This is a genomic window from Georgenia sp. G2120 (genome assembly GCF_055326485.1).
Map to the genome: position 1 here is coordinate 1 of NZ_JBUZNL010000009.1, position 19961 is coordinate 19961.

The following is a 19961-nucleotide window of genomic DNA, read 5'->3' on the forward strand; positions in this document are numbered from 1 at the left end:
TCGAGATTGATCCTTCTATGTTTCGTCAAGCGGCCATGGTGGGTTCGGGGGTGCTGTTGAGGGTGCGGAAGATGCGGCGGGCGAGGTAGCGCTTGAGGCAGCGGCGGATCTCGGCCTTGGTGCGGTGCTCGCCGGCGCGGCGTTCGACGTAGGCGCGGGTCTCGGGGTCGTGACTCATCCGGGTCACGACCGCGGTATGCAGGACCCTGTTCAGTTGCCGGTCGCCCCCGCGGTTGAGGCGGTGTCGCACGGTGTTGCCCGAGGAGGCCGGGATCGGACTGACCCCGGCCAGGGCCGCGAACGCGGCCTCGGAACGCAACCGGCCCGGGTGGGAGAACACGGTCAGTGACACGGCCGCGGTGATCGGCCCGACACCATGCATCTCGAGCAGCGGCGCGGCCAGGCTGGACTTGACCAGAACGGTGATGCGCTTCTTGTTCGTGGCGAGCTCGACGTCCAGGGCCAGGATCTGGGCGGCCAGGCGGACGGCCTCGCTGCGGGCGGTCGCGGTCGCGATGTCCTCATCGCGCTCGCGCCACCGGCTGATCATGGCGATCACCTTCTTGCCCGGGGCCCGGCGCGCATCGATACCCAGGTCGCTGACGCGCAGCAGCGCGGTCAGCGCGTTCGTGGCCGCGGTACGTTCGCTGTTCATCTGCTCGCGGGCGGTGAGCAGGACCCGCAGCGCGGCCCGTACCCCACTAGCGGCGCGGAGGTGACGCAGCCGGCTGACCTGAAGCGGGAGGACGGCGGCCGCGATGCGGTAGGCATCCAGGGCATCGGACTTACCCACGCCCCGGTTCCCGCGCGGGTTCATCCGCGCGGCCTCCACGACCTGATAGCCGGCGTCCTGGACAACGCCGGCCAGGGTCGCGCCGTAGGACGCGGCGCCCTCGATGACCCACAACGCGGCCATATCGGCCCCGGTGCGGCGAGCGGCCCAGGCGATCGCGCGGGCCATGCCCGCAGGCGTGGTCGGGAACTGGGCAGAATCGATCAGCTCGCCGCGGGCGGCCAGCACCGCCAACGAATGGGTCTGGGCGTGGGTGTCGACCCCGATGACGAACGGATGGGAGTGCGCGACGATAGCCATAGCGGCCTGGTGTCCTTCCTACCAATGAGTGGATGGTCTGGTCGCTGGTGGCCGGTGCCGTTCTGGGTAGGAGTCACCTCGGGACAACACTGTGACGAGTCACGCCACACCAGTGGCGGACAACCTTCTGATCAGGTCTCCGAGATGGGCCAGGACGGTGCCGGCCACCCCACCCATGGGCGGACAGATCAATCTCCAGACACCCCCAACAAGGGGTCTGCGGTTCGCCGAGTCACACCCACGAGCGGAACGACCAGCCACCACCCTGCCAGCCAGTCCCAGACCAGCCACCCCCACACTCACAGCGGTTGGTGCTCGTCGAGATTGCGGTTCGTCGTCGTCGAGATTGCGGTTGGGAGCCGCACGAACGGTCGAGAGTGCGGCTCAGCGCCGGCCCCATCGAGACTGCGGTTGGTGCACGTCGAGATTGCGGTTCGTCGAGGTTGACGGCGAGGTTGGTGATCGGCAGCCGCGACTCGCCGCCGGCCGGGATCAGCCGAAGTACGGCGTCGACGTCCCACGCAGGTCGGATGGGCGGCCCGGCTTCTGCCGCGTGCCGCCGGGGCGGACGATTCCCACGGCCAGTCCGACGACGACGAGGCCCACGCCGATCCATTGGAGCCAGCCGATCTCGTGCTCGACGACGCCGATCGTGATCGCGAGCGCGCCGAGCAGCATCGGGGTCAGCCACCAGCCCACGGGATCCTCCTGAGGTTCGACGTCGGGTCCAGGTTCTCACGCGAGCGGCCCCATGGGCCGGCGGCCGCCGGGACGAGCTCCCCACCGCAGCGTCCGCAGCGTCCGGGGTGACCGACGAACCGCAATCTCGATGAAGGCCTCACGGTTCTCACCCGCACTCTCGACCCGTCGTACAGCTCCCAACCGCAATCTCGACGACGACGAACCGCAATCTCGATGAAGCTTGGGTCAGCGGCCGCCGACGAACCACTTCCGCACGAGCGCGATCCGGGCCTCGATCTCCTCGGTGGACGCCGTAGCGATCTCGGGCCCGCCGCACGTCGAGCGCAGCTGGGTGTGGATGACGCCGTGCGGTGTTCCCGCCCGCCGCGACCACGCGGACACCAGGGAGGACAGCTCCTTGCGCGCACGGGCCCGCTTCTTGTGCTCGTCGACCCCGGCGTTCGCCGCCCGCTTGCGCGCGGCCGCCGCCTGGTCCTTCTGCGCCGCGGCCTGCTTGGCCTGCCGCTCGCGCAGCAGGGTCGTCACCTGCTCCGGCTCGAGCAGCCCGGGGATGCCGAGGTACTCCTGCTCCTCGGGCGAGCCGACGTCGGCCTCGGTCCCCCAGTGCCCGCCGTCGAACAGGACCCGGTCGAACGTGGCCTGCGAGCCCAGCGCGGCGAACCCGGGCAGGGCGAGCTCGTCGGAGGCCTTCTCCTCGCGGTTGGCCTCGGCCATGAGCTGGTCCTCGGGGACGACGAACTCGCCCTCGCGCACCGGCCGGTCGAGGGCGTGGTCGCGCTCGGCCTCGAGCTCGCCGGCCAGCTCGAGCAGCGGCCCGACCGAGGGGAGGAACAGCGACGCCGTCTCGCCGCGCCGCCTCGCGCGCACGAACCGCCCCACGGCCTGCGCGAAGTACAGGGGCGTCGCCGTCGTCGTCGCGTAGACGCCGACGGACAGCCGGGGCACGTCGACGCCCTCGGAGACCATGCGGACGGCGACCATCCAGCGCTGCTCGCCGCGCGCGAACTCCTCGATGCGGTCGGACGACCCGGCGTCGTCGGAGAGGACGACGACCGGCTCCTCGCCGCTGATCGCCGCGAGCACCCGCGCGTAGGCCCGGGCGGCCGCCTGGTCGGTGGCGATGACGAGCCCGCCGGCGTCGGGGACGGTGCGGCGCACCTCGGTGAGCCGGGCGTCGGCCGCGGTGAGGACGGAGGGCACCCACTCACCGTCGGGATCCAGGGCGGTGCGCAGCGCCTGCGCAGTCTGGTCCTTCGTCAGCGGCTCGCCGAGCGAGGCCGCGATCTCGTCCCCCGTGCGCGTACGCCACCGCATGAGCCCGGAGTAGGCGAGGAAGATGACGGGCCGGACCACGCCGTCGGCGAGCGCCTGACCGTAGTTGTAGCTGACGTCGGCGCGCGAGCGTCGGATGCCGTCGGCGTCCGCCACGTAGTCGACGAACGGGATCGCCGCCGTATCGGACCGGAACGGGGTACCGGTCAGCGCGAGGCGCCGGCGGGCGGGCTCGAAGGCCTCACGAACGGCGTCGCCCCAGGACAGGGCGTCGCCGCCGTGGTGGATCTCGTCGAGGATGACGAGCGTCGGCTCGGCCTCGGTGCGGGCGCGGTGCAGGACCGGGTTGGCGGCGACCTGGGCGTACGTCAGCGCGACCCCGTCGAAGTGCGCGGCGTGGCGGCCCTGGGCGTTCGCGAACGCGGGGTCGAGCGCGATCCCCACCCGCTCGGCGGCCGCGGCCCACTGGGACTTGAGGTGCTCGGTCGGGCAGACCACGCTCACGCGCCGCACCTGGCCGCTCGCGAGGAGCTCGGTGGCCACGCGCAGGGCGAAGGTCGTCTTGCCGGCCCCGGGGGTCGCGACGGCCAGGAAGTCCCGCGAGTCGCGCTCCCGGAAGCGATCGAGCGCCTCGGCCTGCCACGCGCGCAGCGGCGCCGCCGTGCCCCACGCGGCGCGCTGCGGGAACGCGGGCGAGAGCTGCTCGGCGGCCGCCGTCGACGGCGCCTGGGGCGCGGTCGGTCCGGCGTGCGAGGTGGTCGGCTCTGACCGGGAGTGGGGTCCGGCGGTCACTCCCCGCGGCCCCGGCCGAACGGCCAGCCGCGGCGTCCGCCACCATCACCCTCGCCCCCGCCGGAGAGACCCTCGTAGATCTCCTTGCAGGTGGGGCAGACGGGAAACTTCTTCGGGTCCCGGCCGGGCGTCCAGACCTTGCCGCACAGCGCGACGACGGGGCGGCCGGCCTCGACCTTGTCCTTGCGGACGTAGTGGGCGAACCGCTCGGCGTCGCCGGAGTCGAGCCGCTCCTCGTGCTCGGTCTCCGTGCGCTCGAGGACGTCCGTGGACGTCGCCGGGCCCGCCGGGGCGGAGTGCGGCTGGTTCTCGTCCGGGATCGAGGTCATGGCCGTCAGTCTAGGACGCCGGTCCGACGCCGGGCAGTCCCGATCGGGGTCGGGAACGCCACGGGGGTGTGTCGCCGTCGTACCCGGGTGTGCCTCCACGTCCATGCCCGACGACGAGCGCCGACCCTCGTCGCCGAGGGCCGTGACCGGGCGCGGTGCGGGGGTTGCCTGCCGGAACGACGACGGGCGCGGTGCGGCCGGAGCCGCACCGCGCCCGTCAGGGCTCCCGAAGGTCACTTCGAGGAGACGGCGTCCTTGAGCTTGGAGCCGGCCGAGACCTTGACGCCGTAGCCGGCGGGGATCTCGATGGCCTCGCCGGTGCGCGGGTTGCGACCCGTGCGGGCGGCGCGCTCGACGCGCTCGACCGAGAGCAGACCCGTGACCTTGACGGGGTCGCCGGCCTTGAGCGACTCGATGAGGACGTCCTGGAACGCGGCCAGGGCGGAGTCGGCCTGGGCCTTCGTCAGGGAGGCGCGCTCAGCGATGGCGGCCACGAGCTCGGTGCGGTTGACGGACATGTAATCCCTCTCGTCGTACGTGGTGAGCGCCCGGTGGGGCGCAGTGCGACGAGACTACGCACAGATGGGCCCCGATGCGTGGCGCGGCGGGCGGATTTTGGCGGTGTGGCGCCGTTCTGGGGGTGCGGGGCGTCACGCGGACCCCACGAGTCACATCCGTATCAGTGGCGCGGGGCGGCGGTGCCGGGGTTCCGCGGTGTCGGCGGCCCGCACTAGCGTGTGCGGCGTCGGGCGCCCGGTGCCCGGTGGGTGCCCGCGACGACGCGGGGACCGGACAACGAGTCGCCCGGCCGGGCGGCGTCGCACGGGAGGAACCCGTATGACCGTCACACTCGTCCCCTACCTCAACTTCCAGGGCACCGCCGCGGAGGCGATGGAGCACTACCGGTCCGTCCTCGGCGGCGAGCTCGAGGTCGACACCCACGCCTCGTTCGCCGAGTCCACCGGCGGCGAGGTCATGGTGCCGCCCGAGGACGCCGACCTCGTCATGCATGCCCAGCTGACCACGCCGTTCGGCTTCCAGGTCATGGCCGCGGACGTCCCCTCGGGGATGCCCCACCAGCCGGGCTCGAGCGTCCAGATCTCGCTCGTCGGCGACGCCGACGACAAGGAGGCCCTCACCGCCGCCTTCCACGGGCTGGCCGAGGGCGGACAGGCCACCCAGCCCCTCGAGGAGGCCCCCTGGGGCGCCTCGTTCGGCATGCTGACCGACCGCTACGGCATCGGCTGGATGTTCAACATCGGCTGACGCCCCTGCGACGCCCGACGGCGTCCGCCCGGCCCACCCGGACGGACGCCGTCGCGCTGCTCCTGCGCCGCCGGATCAGCCGGCGAGCTCCGCCATGAGCGCGTACAGGTCGGTCTTGCCCTCGAACCCGATGCCCGGCAGCTCGGGCAGGGTGACTACCCCATCCACCACGCTCGCACCGTCCGGGAACCCGCCGAACGGCTGGAACAGGTCGGGGTAGGACTCGTTGCCGCCGAGGCCGAGCCCGGCGGCGATGCTCAGCGACATCTGGTGGCCGCCGTGCGGGATGCAGCGGGTCGGCGACCAGTCGTGCTCGCGCAGCATGTCGAGGATGCGCAGGTACTCGACCAGCCCGTAGCTGAGGGCGCAGTCGAACTGCAGCCAGTCCCGGTCCCGGCGCATCCCGCCGTACCGGATGAGGTTGCGGGCGTCCTGGACGGAGAACAGGTTCTCCCCCGTGGCCATCGGCCCGGCGTAGGACTGGGAGAGCTGCGCCTGGAGCTCGAAGTCGAGCGGGTCGCCGGCCTCCTCGTACCAGAACAGGTCATAGCTGCTCAGCGCCTCCACGTACTCGAGCGCCGTCGGGAGGTCGAAGCGCCCGTTGGCGTCGACGGCGAGCGTGGCGCGGCCGTCGATGACCTCGTGGATGGCGTCGATGCGCCTGAGGTCGGTCGCGAGGTCGGCCCCGCCGATCTTCTTCTTCACCACCGTGTAGCCGCGGTCGAGGTAGCCGCGCATCTCGTCCTGCAGGGCCGCCAGGTCCTGCCCGGGGTAGTAGTAGCCGCCGGCGGCGTAGACGAAGACCTCCCGGTTCGGCCTCCCGTCGCCGTACCGGTCGGCGAGGAGCTGGTAGAGCGGGACCCCGGCGATCTTCGCGACCGCGTCCCACACGGCCATGTCGATGGTCCCGACGGCGACGGAGCGTTCCCCGTGCCCACCCGGCTTCTCGTTGCTCATCATCGCGTCCCATACGGCCGCCGGGTCGAGGTTGTCGCCCGTCTCGTCGAGCAGGGAGGCCGGGTCGGCCTCGAGGACGCGCGGGATGAACCGCTCACGCATCATCGAGCCCTGCCCGTAGCGGCCGTTGGAGTTGAACCCGAACCCGACGACGGGGCGGCCGTCCCGCACGACGTCGGTGACGACGGCGACGAGGCTGAGCGTCATCTTGCTGAAGTCGATGTACGCGTTGCGGATGGGCGAGCTGATGGGGAACGTGCGCTCGCGGATCTCGACGATTCTCAACGGGACTCCTCACAGGGATCGGGCGCCGGTCGGCGGCGCCCGGGTTCGGGCATGGGTGGGTCGTTCGGACGGTCAGGGCGCTGGTGCCGGCGGGCCGTGGGTGGGCCGGCCGCCCCCCGCCCGGGCACGACGACGGACACCCACGAGGGGTGCGTCGTCGTGCCCGGGGTCTCCGGCTCAGGGACGGTCGGCCGGACTCGGACCGGCCACCCGGGCCGGGCTCACAGGCCCAGCTCGGGCAGGCGGATGTAGAGGTACTCGCTGAACACGTAGTTGAACGCGAGGAGGAGGACCACCGCGACGGCGACGTCGAGCAGGACGCCCTTCCACGAGGGTCGCTCCTTGCGCATGAGCAGCGCGGTGAGGACGAAGAAGATGATCCCCCCGACCACGTACCCGAGGTAGGGCAGCGTGAGCACCCACGCGGCCAGCACGGCGACGGCGATCGCCAGCCGCATGATCGGCAGCCGCTCGAGGTCCTGGTCGTCGCCCCCGCTGATGTCGCGGCCGATCAGCCCGAGGATCACCAGCACGATCCCGAGCGCACCGAGAACGAGGATGACCGGGTCGGCGAACGTGCCGCCGTGCTCGGTCGTGTAGCTGCGCTGGGACCAGAACAACCCGGCGAGGGCGACGACGACGATCCCGACGAGGACGTTGACCTTCGTGGTGGCGGACAGTACGCGTGCCATGTCAGTCCTTCCCCTCGTGACCCTGCGGTCGGTCGGACCGTGAGGGTGGCGCGTCTGGTCGGGCGTCGCCGGTGTGCGCCGTCGTGCCCGCGTCCGACGTGGACACGGCGGTCGACCCGCCGACGGTGGCCGCGGCCCTGTCGGCCTCGTTGGCATCGATCATCTCGGCCTCGAGGTCGCCGCCCGTGCCCCGGCGGCGGCGCACGCCCTGGACGATCGGCCACAGGAGCGCGAGCACGGTCATCGCGATGAGGACGATGCAGATCGGTCGGGTGAAGAACGACATCCACGGGTGGGCGTCGCCCTGGGAGGTGAGCAGGCCCTGGACCAGCCCGGTCTCGGCGATCGTCCCGAGGATGAGGCCGAGGACGATCGGCGCGGAGCTGATGCCGACGAGCCCGAGGAAGTACGCGGCGACGCCGACCACGAGCATGATGACGACGTCGACGACCGACGAGCGCACGGCGAACGCACCGACGATCGTGAGCACCATGATTCCCGGCGCGAGGTAGCGCGCGGGCAGCGCGATGACGCCGCGCTGCAGGCCGCGACCCGCGATGAGGCCGACCGGCACCATCATGATCGCGGAGACCGCGAGGGCCACGATGAGCGTGCCGACGAGGTCGCCCGACGTCTCGAAGAGCTCCGCGCCGGGCCGCAGCCCGTGCAGGAGGAGCACGCCGAGGATGATCGCGTCGGGCGGCGTGCCGGGCACACCGATCGTCAGGGTGGGGATGAGCCCCGCGCCGACGGTGGCGTTGTTGGCGGACTCCGCCGCGACGACGCCCTCGACCTCGCCCTTGCCGTAGTTCTCCTTGACCTTCGACGCGCGCTTGGCCTCGCTGTAGGCCACGAGGTTGGCCACGCTGCCGCCGGCGCCGGGCAGGATGCCGACGACCGTGCCGATGACCGCGGAACGGATGGCGTTGAACGGCTTGCCGACGGTCTGACCGATCATCTGCCACACGCTGTCCCGCTCGCGAGGGGCCTGCTCCATCTCCGCCTCACGACCCTTGCGGGCGATGAGCTTGATGACCTCGGGGATGGTGAACAGACCGACCATCGCCGGCACCAGCGGGACACCACCCTGGAGCATGGGCTCGCCGAAGGTGAAGCGGACCTCGCCGCCGACCGGGGCGATCCCGATGGTGGCCAGCAGCAGGCCGATCGTGCCGCCGATGAGGCCCTTGAGGATCGAGCCGGTCGACATGCTGACGATGATCGTCAGACCGAAGATCGCCACCCAGAAGTACTCCTGCGGGCCGAACCGCAGCGAGAAGTCCGCGAGCGGTGGCGCGAGGAAGATGAGGGCGATGACACCGATGATGCCGCCGACGAGCGAACCCATCGTGGCGGCGACGATGGCCAGCTCGCTCTTGCCCTTCTTCGTCATCTTGTAGCCCTCGAAGGCGGTCGCCACGGAGGACGGCGTGCCGGGGGCGTTGACGAGGATGGCGGTGAAGGACCCGCCGTAGATGGCGCCCATGTAGAAGGCCCCGAGCAGGACCATCGCGCTGGTGGGTTCCATCGTGAAGGTGAAGGGGACGAGCAGGGCCAGGCCCATGGTGGCGCTCAGCCCCGGCATGGCGCCGATGGCCATGCCGCCCGCCGTGCCCACGAGCACGAGGAGCAGCATGGACGGCGCGAGGTTCGCCAGGAATCCCTGGCTCAGCATCTCGAGCATGGTGTCTCGCTATCGGTCGAGGACGGTCAGATCAGGCCGAGCCGCTCGAAGAGGTCGGTGTAGACCTCCCGACGCTCGTCGATGAGCTCCTGCGCCTCCTCCGGACCGATGTTCTCCAGCACGAAGCCCTGCTGCTCGAACTGCTCGACGAGCTCGGGGTCCTGATTGACCTCCTCGAAGGCGGTGACCAGCTGGTCGATGATCTCCTGGGGCGTCTCGGGCGGGACGGCGACGCCGCGGTAGGCGCCGTCGGCGAGCTCGACACCGCTCTCGATGAAGGTCGGGTACTCCTCCCACTGCGGGAGGCGCTCCTCGGTCGCGACGGCGAGGACCCGGACCTGGTCGCCGAGCTGGTCGATCATCGGCGTGTAGGTCATGAGCGCGTCGACGTGCCCGCCGAGCAGGGCCGGGGTCGCGGCGCCGGTGCCCGAGAACGGGGTGTAGGTCGTCTCGATGCCGGCCTCGTCGTTGAGCAGCAGCGTGGCCACGTGGTTGGCGCTGTAGTCGCCGGAGCCGCCGACGGACAGGGAGCCGGGGTTCTCCTCGGCCGCGGCGATGAAGTCCTCGATCGTCTCGTACTCGCTGTCGGCGCTGACCATGAGGACGTTCGGCGTGCTCTGGAAGAAGTAGACGTGCTCGAGGTCGTCGGTCTCGTACCCGGCGTCGTCGCGCATCATCGGCTGGAGGATGATGTGCGGGATGTTGTGGCCCATGACGGTGTAGCCGTCGGGCTCGGTGCGGGTGAGCTCGGACCAGGCGAGCGCGCCGCCGCCGCCGGGCTGGTTGGACACGGTGATGTCGACCCCGAGGGCCTCGGCGAGCGGCTCCTGCTGGAGCCGGGCGGTGATGTCGGACTCGCCGCCGGCGTCGAACGCCACGACGTAGTCGATGGGGCGGTCGGGGTAGTCGGCGGCGTCGTCGCCACCGCCGCAGGCGGCCAGGAGCAGGGCGGCCCCGGCGAGGGGGGCGGCAATCTTCGTCAGGCGGTTCATCTCTCGTCCTCCGTTGGATCGTGTGGTGGAACCGGGTCGTGCGGGTGCGAGGGCAGCAGCGGTGCCGCTCCCGCACCGGTTCGGCGGGCGGTGGGCGCCCGCCGGACTACTGGGAGACGACTGCCGCGTCGTCGGCGGGCCGGGAGCCGGCGGCGGCGCGCAGCTCGGCGATGAGCGCCGACGTGATGTCGGCGGTGCCGGAGGTGCCCCCGACGTCGGGCGTGAGGACGCCGGCACCGGTGACGGCGTCGACGGCGGCGCGCACCGCATCGGCGGCCGCGGTCTCGCCGAGGTGGTCGAGCATGAGGGCTCCGCTGAGCACGGCGCCGATCGGGTTGGCCACGCCCTTGCCCGCGATGTCCGGCGCCGAGCCGTGCACAGGCTCGAACATCGACGGGAACCGGCGCTCGGGGTTGAGGTTGGCGCTGCTGGCGAGGCCGAGGCTGCCGGCGAGCGCGCTGCCGAGGTCGGAGAGGATGTCGGCGTTGAGGTTGGAGGCGACGACGACGGACAGGTCCTCGGGCCGCAGCACGAACTTCGCGGCCATCGCGTCGACGAGGACGCTCTCGGTCTCGACGTCCGGGTAGTCGGCGGCGACCCGCCTGAAGACGTCGTCCCACAGGACCATGCCGTACTGCTGCGCGTTGGACTTGGTCACGCTCGTGACCTTCTTCCGGTCGCGCGTGCGGGCGAGGTCGAAGGCGAAGCGCATGATCCGCTCGCAGCCGGCCTCGGTGAACAGCGAGCTCTGGACGGCGACCTCGCCGGACTCCCGTCCGGAGAAGTTGCGGCCGCCCACGCCCGCGTACTCGCCCTCGCTGTTCTCACGGACGACGACCCAGTCGAGCGGGGTGGTGTCGGCCTTGCGCAGCGGGCTGGTGATGCCGGGGTGGAAGGTGACGGGGCGGACGTTGGCCCACTGGTCGAAGCCCTGGCAGATCGCGAGGCGCAGGCCCCACAGGCTGACGTGGTCGGGCACGCCCGGCCAGCCCACGGCGCCGAAGTAGATGGCGTCGTGCCCCTTGAGCTGCTCGAGACCGTCCTCGGCCATCATCACGCCGTGCTCGGCGTAGTAGTCCGAGCCCCAGGGGAACTCCGTCCACTCGAAGGTGGCATCGCCTCCGGCGACCGCGAGTGCCTCCTCGAGCACCTGGCGGCCGACCTCGACGACCTCGCGGCCCACGCCGTCGGCCGGGATGGTGGCAATCCTGTACGCGTTCGTCACGTCTCGCTCCTGTGCGGGTCTCGTGCGCGCCGCGTCGTCGCGGCGTCCTCCACCAGTAGAGCCGGACACCGGGTGTGACGTCCAAGACCAACATCGGATCGCTCCGATAGGTCACGCCTATCTGATGACGCGCCGACCCGCGCGGTGTTCGTCGTATCGTCCGCTTCGCCGATAGGTTTCGGCCACGGTAACGTGCAGCCGGTGGACGCCCGCCAGCTCGAGTACTTCCTCGCCGTCGTCGACGAGGGCGGTGTCCGCGCCGCGGCGGAGAAGCTCTACGTCGCCCAACCCTCCGTCTCCCAGTCCATCCGCACCCTCGAGCGCAGCCTGGGCACCGACCTGTTCTCGCGCGCGGGGCGGTCGTTGCGGCTGACGGCCGCGGGCGAGGCGCTCGTGGCACCGGCGCGCGAGGTCCTGCACTGGCTCGACCTGTCCCGCGCGAACGTCGAGGCCGTCTCCGGCCTCCGGCGCGGCCGGCTCGTCATCACGACGATGCCGTCCCAGGCCGTCGACCCCCTGCCCGGCGTGCTCGACGTGTTCTCCCGCCAGTATCCGCACGTCGAGGTCGTCATCCGCGCCGCCGGCACCCCGGCCGTCGTCAGCGCGCTCGTGCTGTCCGGCGCGGTCGAGGTCGGGATCGCCGCGACCACCACGCCGCTCTCCGCGGGCAGCCTCACGCTCGTCCCGGTGGCGCAGCAGGGGTTCATCGTCGTCGCGCCGCGGGACAGCCGGCTGCCCGCCGGACGCACGCTGAGCTACGCCGACCTCGAGGGGATCCGCCTCATCGCCGGCCAGGACGGGACGGGCATGCGCAAGGTGGCCGACGAGGTGGTGGCCGCCAACCGGTCGACGGCGATCGTCATCGAGTCCGAGCACCGCGAGGCGATCCTGCCGATGGTGCTCGCCGGGACGGGCACCGCGATCATGGCGGAAGGGTGGCGCTCGCTCGCCCGGCACGCGGGCCTCCAGGTCAACGACCTGCGGACCGACGTCGGACTCACCCTCGTGGCCATGCACCGCAGCACCGAGCTCAGCCCCGCCGCGTCGGCGTTCCTCGACGTCTTCCGGTCGGCCGGGAGCCTCTGAGCCACGTCCACGAGCACACCCGGACACACGCTCACGACGACGAGCCCCGGACCGCGAGGGGTCCGGGGCTCGTCGGGGGCGGGCCGCACGCTCGCGACCCACCGATGTCAGGCGTTACCCATGTCCGGCAGGAACGTGACGATGTCGGGCACGAGGATGAGGATCGCGACCACCACGATGTCCGCGACGATGAACGGCACGATCCCGCGGAAGACCCGGCCGAGGCCCGCCTCGGGCACCGAGCCCGAGTAGACGAACGCGTTCATGCCGACCGGCGGGGTGATGAGCGCCATCTCGGCCACCTTGACCACGAGGATGCCCAGCCAGATGCCGTCGAACCCGTACTCGGTGAGGATCGGGTGCAGCAGCGGGGCCGCGACGAGGATCATCGACACGCCGTCGAGGAACATCCCCAGCGGCAGGAGGATGAGCAGGCACAGCACGAGGACGAGGTAGGGCGGGAGCTCCGCCGAGACCACCGCGTCGACGAGCGCGCTGCTCGCCCCGGACAGGGCGAGGAAGTACGTGAACACCCCGGCCCCGGCCATGAGCAGGAACGTCATGGCCGTGAGCCCGACGGCCTCCGTCACCGACTCCTTGAGCACGACCATCCACCGCGGCGGCCGCGTCCGGATGAGCAGGATGATCAGCGCGGTCATCGCACCGAACGAGGCGGCCTCGGTGGGCGTGGCCACGCCGGCGTAGATCGTGCCGATGGAGACGAGGAAGATCACCGCGAGGTAGGCGACGCCGGCCCGGTCGGGCCTGTTCGTCGTCGTCGGGGCGTTCCCCTCACCCTCGGGAGCACGGTCGGAGGCCCCGACGCCGGACACGCCCGCGTCGTTCGCCCGCCCCTCGCCGGTCGCGTCGGCCGAGGTCCCGGCCGCACCGGCACCCACCGTCGCGGGCACCCGGGCCTCGATCGCCGCCGAGCGCCGCCGCTCGCGCACGACCAGCAGGACGATCGTCACGGCGTAGACGAGGATCGTCAGCAGGCCCGGGCCGATGCCGGCGAGCAGCAGCCGGCCGATGCTCTCCTCGGTGACCACGCCGTAGAGGACGAGGACGATCGACGGCGGGATGAGGACGCCGAGCGTGCCGCCCGCGCTGACCACACCCGCGGCGAGCTTGATGCCGTGGCCGGCCTTGACGATGGCATCGGTCGAGACGCGCGCCATCGTGGCGACGGTGGCCACGCTCGACCCCGTGACGGCGGCGAACATGCCCGAGCCCGCCAGGGAGGCGAGCGCCGTGCCGCCGGGGAACCGGCCGAGCATCCGGGACGCGCCGTCGAACCCGGCGGCCGCGAGGCGGCCGTGCACCGCGAACACGCCCATGAGCATGAACAGCGGGATGATCGTCAGCGAGTAGTCGGCCGAGGCCGAGAACGGCTGGCTGGCCACGGTGCTGACGGCGGCGTCGGTCGTGCGGAGCATGATGACGCCGACCATCCCGGCGAGCATGAGCGACAGGCCCACGTGGAACCGGATCGCCAGCAGTGCGAGGAAGACGACGAGCACGGTGGCCAGGGCGAACAGGTTCTCGGCGCTCATCGCGCACCCCCCTCGGTGTCGGTGGTCCCGCCCGGGGCGGTGTCGGTGGTCCCGCCCGGGGCGGTATCGGTCGTGCCGCCTGCGGCGGTGTCGGTCGTGCCGCCCGCGGCGGCACCGGTGCCGCCCGCGGCGGCACCGGTGCTGCCCGCCGGCGTGACGAGCAGGCGCTCGTCCGCGGCCTGGTCGGCCCAGGACGGCGCGAGGTCCTCGCCCCGCCGCAGCACCCGGACGTCGTGGACGGTCGACCAGATCGCCGTGACGAAGAAGAGCAGGTAGGAGACGACCAGGGCGAGCTTCGCGGGCCAGGTGGGCAGCCGCAGGATGTCGTTCGTCGTCTCGCCCCGGTCGTAGGCACTGATGAGCTGCTCGGTCAGGCCCCAGACGAGGACCGCGCCGAGGAGCACGAGGAGCACGCAGCGCACGATCGCGAACGCGACGCGTACGCCCTGCGGGAGACGCGCCTCGACGAGGTCGACGTCGACGTGCCGGCCGTCGACCTGCGCCGCGGCAAGACCGAGGAACGCGACGCCCACGAGCAGCATCGTCGAGATGTCGACCGTGCCGACGATCGAGCGGTCGAACAGCGACCGTCCGGCGACGTCGGCGACCGTGAGAACGGCGAGGACGAGCAGGAGGACGCCGGCGAGGATGCTGAGCGCACCGGCGAGGCCCGTGAGGGCGCGGGGCAGGCGGGGCGCGGTCATGACGCCTCCGCCATGCACTGCTGCAGCGGGTCGACGTAGCTGGACGACTCGGTCTCCTCCGCGATGATGCTGCGGTATCTCTCGAGAACGGAGGCCGCGTCGTAGCCGCGCTCGGAGTAGCGGGCCACCCAGTCGTCGTCGGCGCCGGCGAGCTCGCGCCACTCCGCCACGTCCTCGTCGGACAGGGAGCTGAACTCGGTGTCGTTCGCGACAAGATCCGCGCACGCCTCGTCGCCGAGCACCCCCATCTCCTCCAGACCGTTGTCGACGGCGTTGCCCGACGCGGCGAGGAGAGCGTCCTGGTACTCGGCGGGCATGGAGTCGAAGAGCTCCTCGTTGACGACGACGATCGACGACGCGTAGGCCCCGATCCCCGGGTCGAGGATGTGCGGGGTGACGTCGGACAGGCCGAAGGTGGGCAGGCTCGCGAGCGCGAGCGAGGTGTAGCCGCCGATGACGCCGCGCTCCAACGACTCGTAGACGTCGGTGGCGGTCATCGCGACCGGGTTCGCTCCGGCCGCGAGCATGACCTCGGCGGTGAGCCCGCCGGCCCGGATGCTGCGGTCGGCGAGGTCGTCGAGCGAGTCCACCGGCTCGGTGGCACCGACGACGGCGCTGGCGAGCGGCAGCGGGAAGAGCTGCCGGACTCCCTGGCGGTCGAAGTCCTCCCGGTAGGTCGGGTCCTCCTCGAACATCCGCGCGAGGGCGCGCATGTGGGCCTCCGGGTTCTCCGTCTCGAAGGGCAGCTCGGAGACCGTGTACATCGACAGGTCGGACGCGGCGTAGAGCGACCCGACCTGGGCGATGTCGGCCCGTCCGTCGAGGGTGGCCTGCACCGACTCGTCGGCGCCGACCAGGCTCTCCGAGTAGTGGAACTCCACCCGGACCCCGCCGTCGGTCAGCTCCTCGACCTCCTCGGCCCACCGCTGGACGGTGCGGCTCTGGTCCGACGTGGCGTTCGAGTAGGTCGTGTAGTGCAGGACGTACTCCTCCTCGCCGTCCGCGCCCGTCGACCCGCCGCAGGCGGCGAGTCCGAGGCTCGCCGCCACGCCGGCGAGGGCGATCACGGAGACCGGACGACGGCGCGACGCGCGCGCCGTCATCGCCGCTCCCGCGGGCTGACCGCGTAGCGACGCAGCTCCAGGGCCGGGTTGACGGTGCGCACGTGGTCGAGCCGGGCGCGGTCGAGCTCGGCGACGGCGATGCCGGCCGCCTCCCCCACCCCGGCCAGGGCGATGCCCATGGGGTCGAGGACCACGCTGTTCCCGGCGCCGGTGGGCGCGCACTGGTCGGCGGCGAGCACGTATGTCGTGTTCTCGATCGCCCGGGCGCGCAGGAGCGTGTTCCAGTGGTACTCCTTGAGAGGCCCGGGGACCCACTCGGCCGGGAGCGCGAGGACGTCGGCCCCGGCGTCGACCAGGGTGCGGCTCGTCTCCGGGAAGCGCAGGTCGTAGCAGGTCTGCATACCGACGGTGAAGCCGTCGACCTCGAGGAGCTGGGGCGCGGACGGGTCGGCGGCGTCGACCCTGTCGGACTCCTTGTAGCCGAAGGCGTCGTAGAGGTGGACCTTGCGGTAGACCGCCCGGACCTCGCCGCCCTGGAGGCCGACGAGGGTGTTGTGGATGCGTCCCTCGCCGGCGGGCTCGTTGACGCCGGCGACGATCGTCAGGTCGAGCTCGGCGCCCAGCTCCGCGAGGCGGGTCACGGTCGGCCCGTCCAGCGGCTCGGCGCTCTCGACGAACCGGTCGTCCATCGCGGGCACGGTGAACACCGCGTACTCGGGGAGCACGGCGAGGCGGGCGCCGCGGGCGGCGGCCGCGCGGAGGTGCCCCTCGATGGTGGCGAGGTTCGCCTGCTTGTCCTTGCCCGGTGCCAGCTGCACCACGGCTGCGGTGAGTGTCATGTCAGTCGTCCTTCCCACGCTTCTCGATCTCGAGCAGCGCCTCCCTCGTCGCGGTGAAGCCGCCGAGCATGGCGCCGTACTGCATGACGGCCACGATCGTGTCCGCACCCTCGTCGACCGCGAGCTCCTGCTCGGCGCGGCTCCAGGCGGGCAGGACCCACGGCTTGCCGGCGGCCTGCGCCGCGCGGGCGACCGTACGGATGTCCGCGAGGTCGTCGGGCCCCACGGAGTACGCCCCACGGTCCCGGCGCAGCGAGAGGTCGGACGGGCCGACGAACACGCCGTCGACGACGGGGAGGGCGAGGATGCCCTCGATGTCGTCGAACGCGGAACCGTCCTCGATCATCGGGTAGCAGGCGGTCCCGTTGTCCTGGTCGGTCACCCACTGGTCGGTGAACCCCCGGTAGGCCGAGGTGCGGCCGCCCGCGAAGGAGCGGTCACCGAGCGGCGGGAACTTCGCGTAGCCGCAGATCTGCGCGGCGTGCTCGGCGGACTCGATGTGCGGGATCGCCACCGCGTTCGCCCCGAAGTCGAGCGCCTGCTGGATCGGGCCGCGCTCCGGGCCGAGGACCTTGGCGATGACGCGCATGCCGGTGGCCCGGATGAACGGGATGAGCGAGTCGAGGGCGGCGAGGTCGAAGAGGCCGTGCTCGATGTCGAGGACGACCGTGTCGTACCCGGCGATGCGTGCCATCTCGACGGCGGCCGTCGACGGCTCGGTGAGCCAGACCGCGTGCCGTGCGTTCGTGGGGGTGTTCATCTTCCTCCTTCGTCGGAGGTGCCCGGAGAGCGGCGGTGGCCACCGGGAACCATGTGCACGCCATGTATACACGGCGCATATTCCGGGTGCAACGATATGCTCGCCCCATGAGCCGGACCGCGAAGGAGCCCCGCAGGCGCTCCCCGCGCACCCCTCCGGCCGGCGCCCGCGCCTACGAGTGGGTCGTCGAGGCCATCCTCACCGGCAAGCTCGCCGAGGGGGAGTTCGTCGAGGAGGTCGCGCTCGCCGAGCGGGTGGGCACCTCCCGCACGCCTGTGCGCGAGGCCCTGCAGCGGCTCCAGGCCGAGCGGTACGTCGACCTCGTCCCCCGCCGGGGCGCGCAGGTCCGGACGGTCAACTCGCGCGAGATGGGCGAGATCTACCAGGCGCGGTTCGTCGTCGAGTCCCACGTGGTGGCCCGGATCTGCGAGCGACGCCTCGGCGCGCCACCGGACCTCGCGACCATCGCGGACGAGATGGACGCGGCGGCCGCCGAGCTGCGCTGGAACGACTCGGCCAGGCTCGACCAGCGCTTCCACGAGCGGCTCGTGCAGTGGAACGGCAACGACGTCCTCACGCAGATGTACGAGTCGCTGCGCTCACGGCAGATCCGCCTGGCGCTGCGGACGATCACCACCGCGCCGCAGCGCTACGAGACGATCGCCCGCGAGCACCGGGAGATCGTCGCCGCCCTCGAGGAGCACGACGCCGAGCGCGCCGCCCGCACCGTGGCCACGCACCTGCGCGAGGTGCCCGAGCTCGTGCAGGCCTTCGGCAGCTGATCCTGCAGCCCGCACGTCACGGCGGCTCCGTCAGGGCTGCGCCCATCCCTGCAGGGCGTGAGCGATCTGCTCGATCGTCGCGGACCTGTCGGCGACGGCGATCACCAGGTCGTAGGCCTCGTCGTCGGGCGCCTCGATCCGGATTCCGTTCACGTCGAGAAAGACGATCGTCGCCAGCCACCCGAGCCGCTTGTTGCCGTCGAGAAGGGCGTGGTTGTTGACCAGCGAGTCGTGCAGCGCGGCGGCCTTGAGGACGACGGTCGGGTAGACATCCGTGCCCCACAGCACGGTCGTCGGCCGGTGGGCGGCCGACTCCAGCAACCCCAGGTCCCTGACCGGCCCGACGCCGAGGTCGTCGACCAGGGCGAGCAGATCCTCGGTGGTCAGGTAGACGGTCAACGCCCCAGCCGCTCGAGCACCTCTGCGTAGCGGCTCCGCGCGCGCGCCGACGCCTCGGACACCGCCTGCACGTGCCCGCGGCGCTCCGCCACCTCGTGGATCGCACGGATGGTCGCCTCCTGCTTGCTCACCCCGTCGGCCTCGGCCAGAGCAGCGAGCGCCCGCTCGTCGTCCTCGTTCAGTCGCAACGTCATCGCCATGACCGAACGATACCAGCGTGGTATCACGCAGAAGCGGCCGGCCGTGCGCCCCGGGCGGGCAGACCTGATACGGACCTAGCTCCGCGCACGAACCGCCACGCGCACCGACGACGAGAGGCCCCGGACCGTTGCGGGTCCGGGGCCTCTCGGCCTCACAGAGATGAGTGGAGATGGCGGGAATCGAACCCGCGTCCGACGGCGTGAGAACAGGACTTCTCCGGGTGCAGTCCGCTGGTAGATTTTCTCGGCCCCAGCAGTCACGCGAACAAGCTGCTGACGGGCCCAGTCAACTGAGTGTTCCCGCAGCCCCGCTGACGAGGGCTACGAGCAGTGGCTCTCTAGATGACGCCAGGATCCGGGACGAGAGCAGGCCCGGGCTGACGGACTTCGAGGCTCGCTCAGGCGGCGAGGGCGAAGTCGGTGCGCTTGGAATCGGCACCTATTGGTTTGCAGAGGGCGTTAAAGAGATAACTCTGCATCCTCTACCCGCTTCTCCTGGAAGCACGACCATCGTCGAAACCGATCATCCCCTGTTGAGTTGTTCCGCCCCGCGGTCCGGACGAGCCGGGTTGCCGCGGTGCGACTGTCCATCATACGTGCCCAACGTAGCGGCGGGCGAGGACATTCCCGGCGACCCACGCCACCGCGCGGTCGCTGAGCCGCACCCTCGACCGGTCGGGGGCCGGACCACGCGCCCCTGACCCGCACCCTCGACCAGATGTGGTGGGTGTCAGCCGTGGTTGCGCAGGCTCATCATCCGCCGCGCCTCCATGTCGTCCTGCCGCTCGCGCAGGGTCTGGCGCTTGTCGTACTCCTGCTTGCCGCGGGCGAGCGCGATGGAGACCTTCGCCCGGCCGCCGATGAAGTACAGCTCGAGCGGGATGACGGTGTGCCCCTTCTCGCGCGAGGCCACGACCCACTTGGCGATCTGCTCCTTGTGCAGGAGCAGCTTGCGCTTCCGCCGCGGGGCGTGGTTGGTCCACGTGCCCTGCGCGTACTCGGGGATGTGGACGTCCCGCAGCCAGGCCTCGCCGCGGTCGAACTCGACCCAGCCGTCCACGAGGGACGCGCGGCCGGCGCGCATCGCCTTGACCTCGGTCCCCCACAGGGAGATGCCGGCCTCGAGGATCTCGTCGAGGTGGTAGTCGTGGCGCGCCTTCTTGTTGCGGGCGACGATCTTCTTGGCGTCCGCCTCCGCCTTGGCCTTCTCCGCGGCGGTCGGCTTGGCCGCCCTGCTCATCCTGCTCATGACCGACCTCCGTCCGTCCGATGGTTCCGAGACCGC

21 protein-coding genes and 1 other RNA gene are annotated in these 19961 nt (G+C 71.6%); 3 read left to right on the top strand and 19 right to left on the bottom strand.

What is annotated here, in order from left to right:
• Window positions 1-25: 25 nt before the first annotated feature.
• From ACZLMO_RS10760 to ACZLMO_RS10780, 5 genes are all read right to left on the bottom strand, one after another.
• Entirely contained in the window at window positions 26-1093 is a 1068-nt protein-coding gene (locus tag ACZLMO_RS10760; RefSeq protein ID WP_463653755.1) for an IS110 family RNA-guided transposase, read from the bottom strand.
• A 492-nt stretch (window positions 1094-1585) separates the two neighbouring features.
• Window positions 1586-1792, bottom strand: coding sequence for a hypothetical protein (locus tag ACZLMO_RS10765; protein ID WP_425715525.1), 207 nt, complete (start codon window positions 1790-1792; stop codon window positions 1586-1588).
• A 228-nt stretch (window positions 1793-2020) separates the two neighbouring features.
• Window positions 2021-3859 carry a DEAD/DEAH box helicase gene (locus tag ACZLMO_RS10770; protein WP_463653756.1) on the bottom strand — a complete coding sequence of 613 codons (1839 nt, stop codon included), beginning with the start codon at window positions 3857-3859 and terminating at the stop codon, window positions 2021-2023.
• Window positions 3856-4188: a DUF3039 domain-containing protein gene (locus ACZLMO_RS10775; protein ID WP_425715523.1), complete on the bottom strand. Its 333-nt coding sequence runs from the start codon at window positions 4186-4188 to the stop codon at window positions 3856-3858. Before ACZLMO_RS10775 ends, ACZLMO_RS10770 begins: the two co-directional genes overlap by 4 nt.
• Window positions 4189-4421: 233 nt before the next feature.
• Window positions 4422-4706, bottom strand: a complete 285-nt coding sequence (locus ACZLMO_RS10780) for an HU family DNA-binding protein (RefSeq protein WP_425715522.1) — start codon at window positions 4704-4706, stop codon at window positions 4422-4424.
• Between the two features lie 319 nt (window positions 4707-5025).
• Between ACZLMO_RS10780 and ACZLMO_RS10785 the strand changes: the two genes are divergently transcribed.
• Entirely contained in the window at window positions 5026-5454 is a 429-nt protein-coding gene (locus ACZLMO_RS10785) for a VOC family protein (protein ID WP_425715521.1), read from the top strand.
• A gap of 75 nt (window positions 5455-5529) precedes the next feature.
• Here ACZLMO_RS10785 and ACZLMO_RS10790 read toward each other — a convergent pair whose 3' ends face one another.
• From ACZLMO_RS10790 to ACZLMO_RS10810, 5 genes are all read right to left on the bottom strand, one after another.
• Complete coding sequence (locus ACZLMO_RS10790) at window positions 5530-6696, bottom strand: mandelate racemase/muconate lactonizing enzyme family protein (protein WP_463653757.1); 1167 nt, start codon at window positions 6694-6696, stop codon at window positions 5530-5532.
• Between the two features lie 221 nt (window positions 6697-6917).
• The gene (locus ACZLMO_RS10795; RefSeq protein WP_425715519.1) at window positions 6918-7388 is read right to left on the bottom strand and encodes a tripartite tricarboxylate transporter TctB family protein; all 471 of its coding nucleotides are present in this window, start codon (window positions 7386-7388) and stop codon (window positions 6918-6920) included.
• A gap of 1 nt (window position 7389) precedes the next feature.
• Entirely contained in the window at window positions 7390-9063 is a 1674-nt protein-coding gene (locus ACZLMO_RS10800; RefSeq protein ID WP_463653758.1) for a tripartite tricarboxylate transporter permease, read from the bottom strand.
• 35 nt (window positions 9064-9098) lie between these two features.
• Entirely contained in the window at window positions 9099-10064 is a 966-nt protein-coding gene (locus ACZLMO_RS10805) for a tripartite tricarboxylate transporter substrate binding protein (RefSeq protein WP_425715517.1), read from the bottom strand.
• A 106-nt stretch (window positions 10065-10170) separates the two neighbouring features.
• Window positions 10171-11289 (bottom strand): tartrate dehydrogenase, encoded by a 1119-nt coding sequence (locus ACZLMO_RS10810; protein ID WP_425715516.1) that lies wholly within the window; start codon window positions 11287-11289, stop codon window positions 10171-10173.
• Between the two features lie 201 nt (window positions 11290-11490).
• Between ACZLMO_RS10810 and ACZLMO_RS10815 the strand changes: the two genes are divergently transcribed.
• Window positions 11491-12375 (top strand): LysR family transcriptional regulator, encoded by an 885-nt coding sequence (locus tag ACZLMO_RS10815; RefSeq protein ID WP_425715515.1) that lies wholly within the window; start codon window positions 11491-11493, stop codon window positions 12373-12375.
• A 107-nt stretch (window positions 12376-12482) separates the two neighbouring features.
• Here the strand turns inward: ACZLMO_RS10815 and ACZLMO_RS10820 are convergent, their stop codons facing one another.
• Genes ACZLMO_RS10820 through ACZLMO_RS10840 form a run of 5 tightly spaced genes read right to left on the bottom strand, consistent with a single transcriptional unit; the run spans window position 12483 to window position 17295 of the window.
• Window positions 12483-13928: a TRAP transporter large permease gene (locus ACZLMO_RS10820; protein WP_463653759.1), complete on the bottom strand. Its 1446-nt coding sequence runs from the start codon at window positions 13926-13928 to the stop codon at window positions 12483-12485.
• A complete protein-coding gene (locus tag ACZLMO_RS10825; protein ID WP_463653760.1) occupies window positions 13925-14632 on the bottom strand; it encodes a TRAP transporter small permease subunit in 708 nt (235 codons plus the stop codon). The genes ACZLMO_RS10820 and ACZLMO_RS10825 overlap by 4 nt, the downstream gene beginning before the upstream one ends.
• On the bottom strand, window positions 14629-15735 hold the full coding sequence (locus tag ACZLMO_RS10830) for a C4-dicarboxylate TRAP transporter substrate-binding protein (protein WP_463653761.1): 1107 nt from the start codon (window positions 15733-15735) through the stop codon (window positions 14629-14631). The genes ACZLMO_RS10825 and ACZLMO_RS10830 overlap by 4 nt, the downstream gene beginning before the upstream one ends.
• A complete protein-coding gene (locus ACZLMO_RS10835; RefSeq protein WP_463653762.1) occupies window positions 15732-16535 on the bottom strand; it encodes a carbon-nitrogen hydrolase family protein in 804 nt (267 codons plus the stop codon). Before ACZLMO_RS10835 ends, ACZLMO_RS10830 begins: the two co-directional genes overlap by 4 nt.
• A 1-nt stretch (window position 16536) precedes the next feature.
• Complete coding sequence (locus ACZLMO_RS10840) at window positions 16537-17295, bottom strand: HpcH/HpaI aldolase family protein (RefSeq protein ID WP_463653763.1); 759 nt, start codon at window positions 17293-17295, stop codon at window positions 16537-16539.
• Window positions 17296-17402: 107 nt separating this feature from the next.
• On the opposite strand from ACZLMO_RS10840, the gene ACZLMO_RS10845 reads away from it, so the two are divergent.
• The gene (locus ACZLMO_RS10845) at window positions 17403-18077 is read left to right on the top strand and encodes a GntR family transcriptional regulator (RefSeq protein ID WP_463653764.1); all 675 of its coding nucleotides are present in this window, start codon (window positions 17403-17405) and stop codon (window positions 18075-18077) included.
• 30 nt (window positions 18078-18107) lie between these two features.
• On the opposite strand, the gene ACZLMO_RS10850 is transcribed toward ACZLMO_RS10845, so the two are convergent.
• From ACZLMO_RS10850 to smpB, 4 genes are all read right to left on the bottom strand, one after another.
• Entirely contained in the window at window positions 18108-18476 is a 369-nt protein-coding gene (locus ACZLMO_RS10850; RefSeq protein ID WP_463653765.1) for a type II toxin-antitoxin system death-on-curing family toxin, read from the bottom strand.
• Complete coding sequence (locus tag ACZLMO_RS10855; protein ID WP_463653766.1) at window positions 18473-18676, bottom strand: CopG family transcriptional regulator; 204 nt, start codon at window positions 18674-18676, stop codon at window positions 18473-18475. Before ACZLMO_RS10855 ends, ACZLMO_RS10850 begins: the two co-directional genes overlap by 4 nt.
• Before the next feature lie 162 nt (window positions 18677-18838).
• Window positions 18839-19207, bottom strand: a transfer-messenger RNA (tmRNA) gene (ssrA, locus tag ACZLMO_RS10860).
• Between the two features lie 199 nt (window positions 19208-19406).
• Window positions 19407-19925, bottom strand: a complete 519-nt coding sequence (smpB, locus tag ACZLMO_RS10865) for an SsrA-binding protein SmpB (protein WP_463653767.1) — start codon at window positions 19923-19925, stop codon at window positions 19407-19409.
• Window positions 19926-19961: the final 36 nt, after the last annotated feature.

Bases quoted from the DNA above. Each gene is read 5' to 3' on its own strand.
- ACZLMO_RS10795 (WP_425715519.1), bottom strand. From the start codon at position 7,388: ATGGCACGCGTACTGTCCGCCACCACGAAGGTCAACGTCCTCGTCGGG.
- ACZLMO_RS10800 (WP_463653758.1), bottom strand. From the start codon at position 9,063: ATGCTGAGCCAGGGATTCCTGGCGAACCTCGCGCCGTCCATGCTGCTC.
- ACZLMO_RS10760 (WP_463653755.1), bottom strand. From the start codon at position 1,093: ATGGCTATCGTCGCGCACTCCCATCCGTTCGTCATCGGGGTCGACACC.
- ACZLMO_RS10855 (WP_463653766.1), bottom strand. From the start codon at position 18,676: ATGGCGATGACGTTGCGACTGAACGAGGACGACGAGCGGGCGCTCGCT.
- ACZLMO_RS10780 (WP_425715522.1), bottom strand. From the start codon at position 4,706: ATGTCCGTCAACCGCACCGAGCTCGTGGCCGCCATCGCTGAGCGCGCC.
- ACZLMO_RS10805 (WP_425715517.1), bottom strand. From the start codon at position 10,064: ATGAACCGCCTGACGAAGATTGCCGCCCCCCTCGCCGGGGCCGCCCTG.
- ACZLMO_RS10830 (WP_463653761.1), bottom strand. From the start codon at position 15,735: ATGACGGCGCGCGCGTCGCGCCGTCGTCCGGTCTCCGTGATCGCCCTC.
- ACZLMO_RS10785 (WP_425715521.1), top strand. From the start codon at position 5,026: ATGACCGTCACACTCGTCCCCTACCTCAACTTCCAGGGCACCGCCGCG.
- ACZLMO_RS10835 (WP_463653762.1), bottom strand. From the start codon at position 16,535: ATGACACTCACCGCAGCCGTGGTGCAGCTGGCACCGGGCAAGGACAAG.
- ACZLMO_RS10845 (WP_463653764.1), top strand. From the start codon at position 17,403: ATGAGCCGGACCGCGAAGGAGCCCCGCAGGCGCTCCCCGCGCACCCCT.
- ACZLMO_RS10825 (WP_463653760.1), bottom strand. From the start codon at position 14,632: ATGACCGCGCCCCGCCTGCCCCGCGCCCTCACGGGCCTCGCCGGTGCG.
- ACZLMO_RS10775 (WP_425715523.1), bottom strand. From the start codon at position 4,188: ATGACCTCGATCCCGGACGAGAACCAGCCGCACTCCGCCCCGGCGGGC.
- ACZLMO_RS10840 (WP_463653763.1), bottom strand. From the start codon at position 17,295: ATGAACACCCCCACGAACGCACGGCACGCGGTCTGGCTCACCGAGCCG.
- smpB (WP_463653767.1), bottom strand. From the start codon at position 19,925: ATGAGCAGGATGAGCAGGGCGGCCAAGCCGACCGCCGCGGAGAAGGCC.
- ACZLMO_RS10820 (WP_463653759.1), bottom strand. From the start codon at position 13,928: ATGAGCGCCGAGAACCTGTTCGCCCTGGCCACCGTGCTCGTCGTCTTC.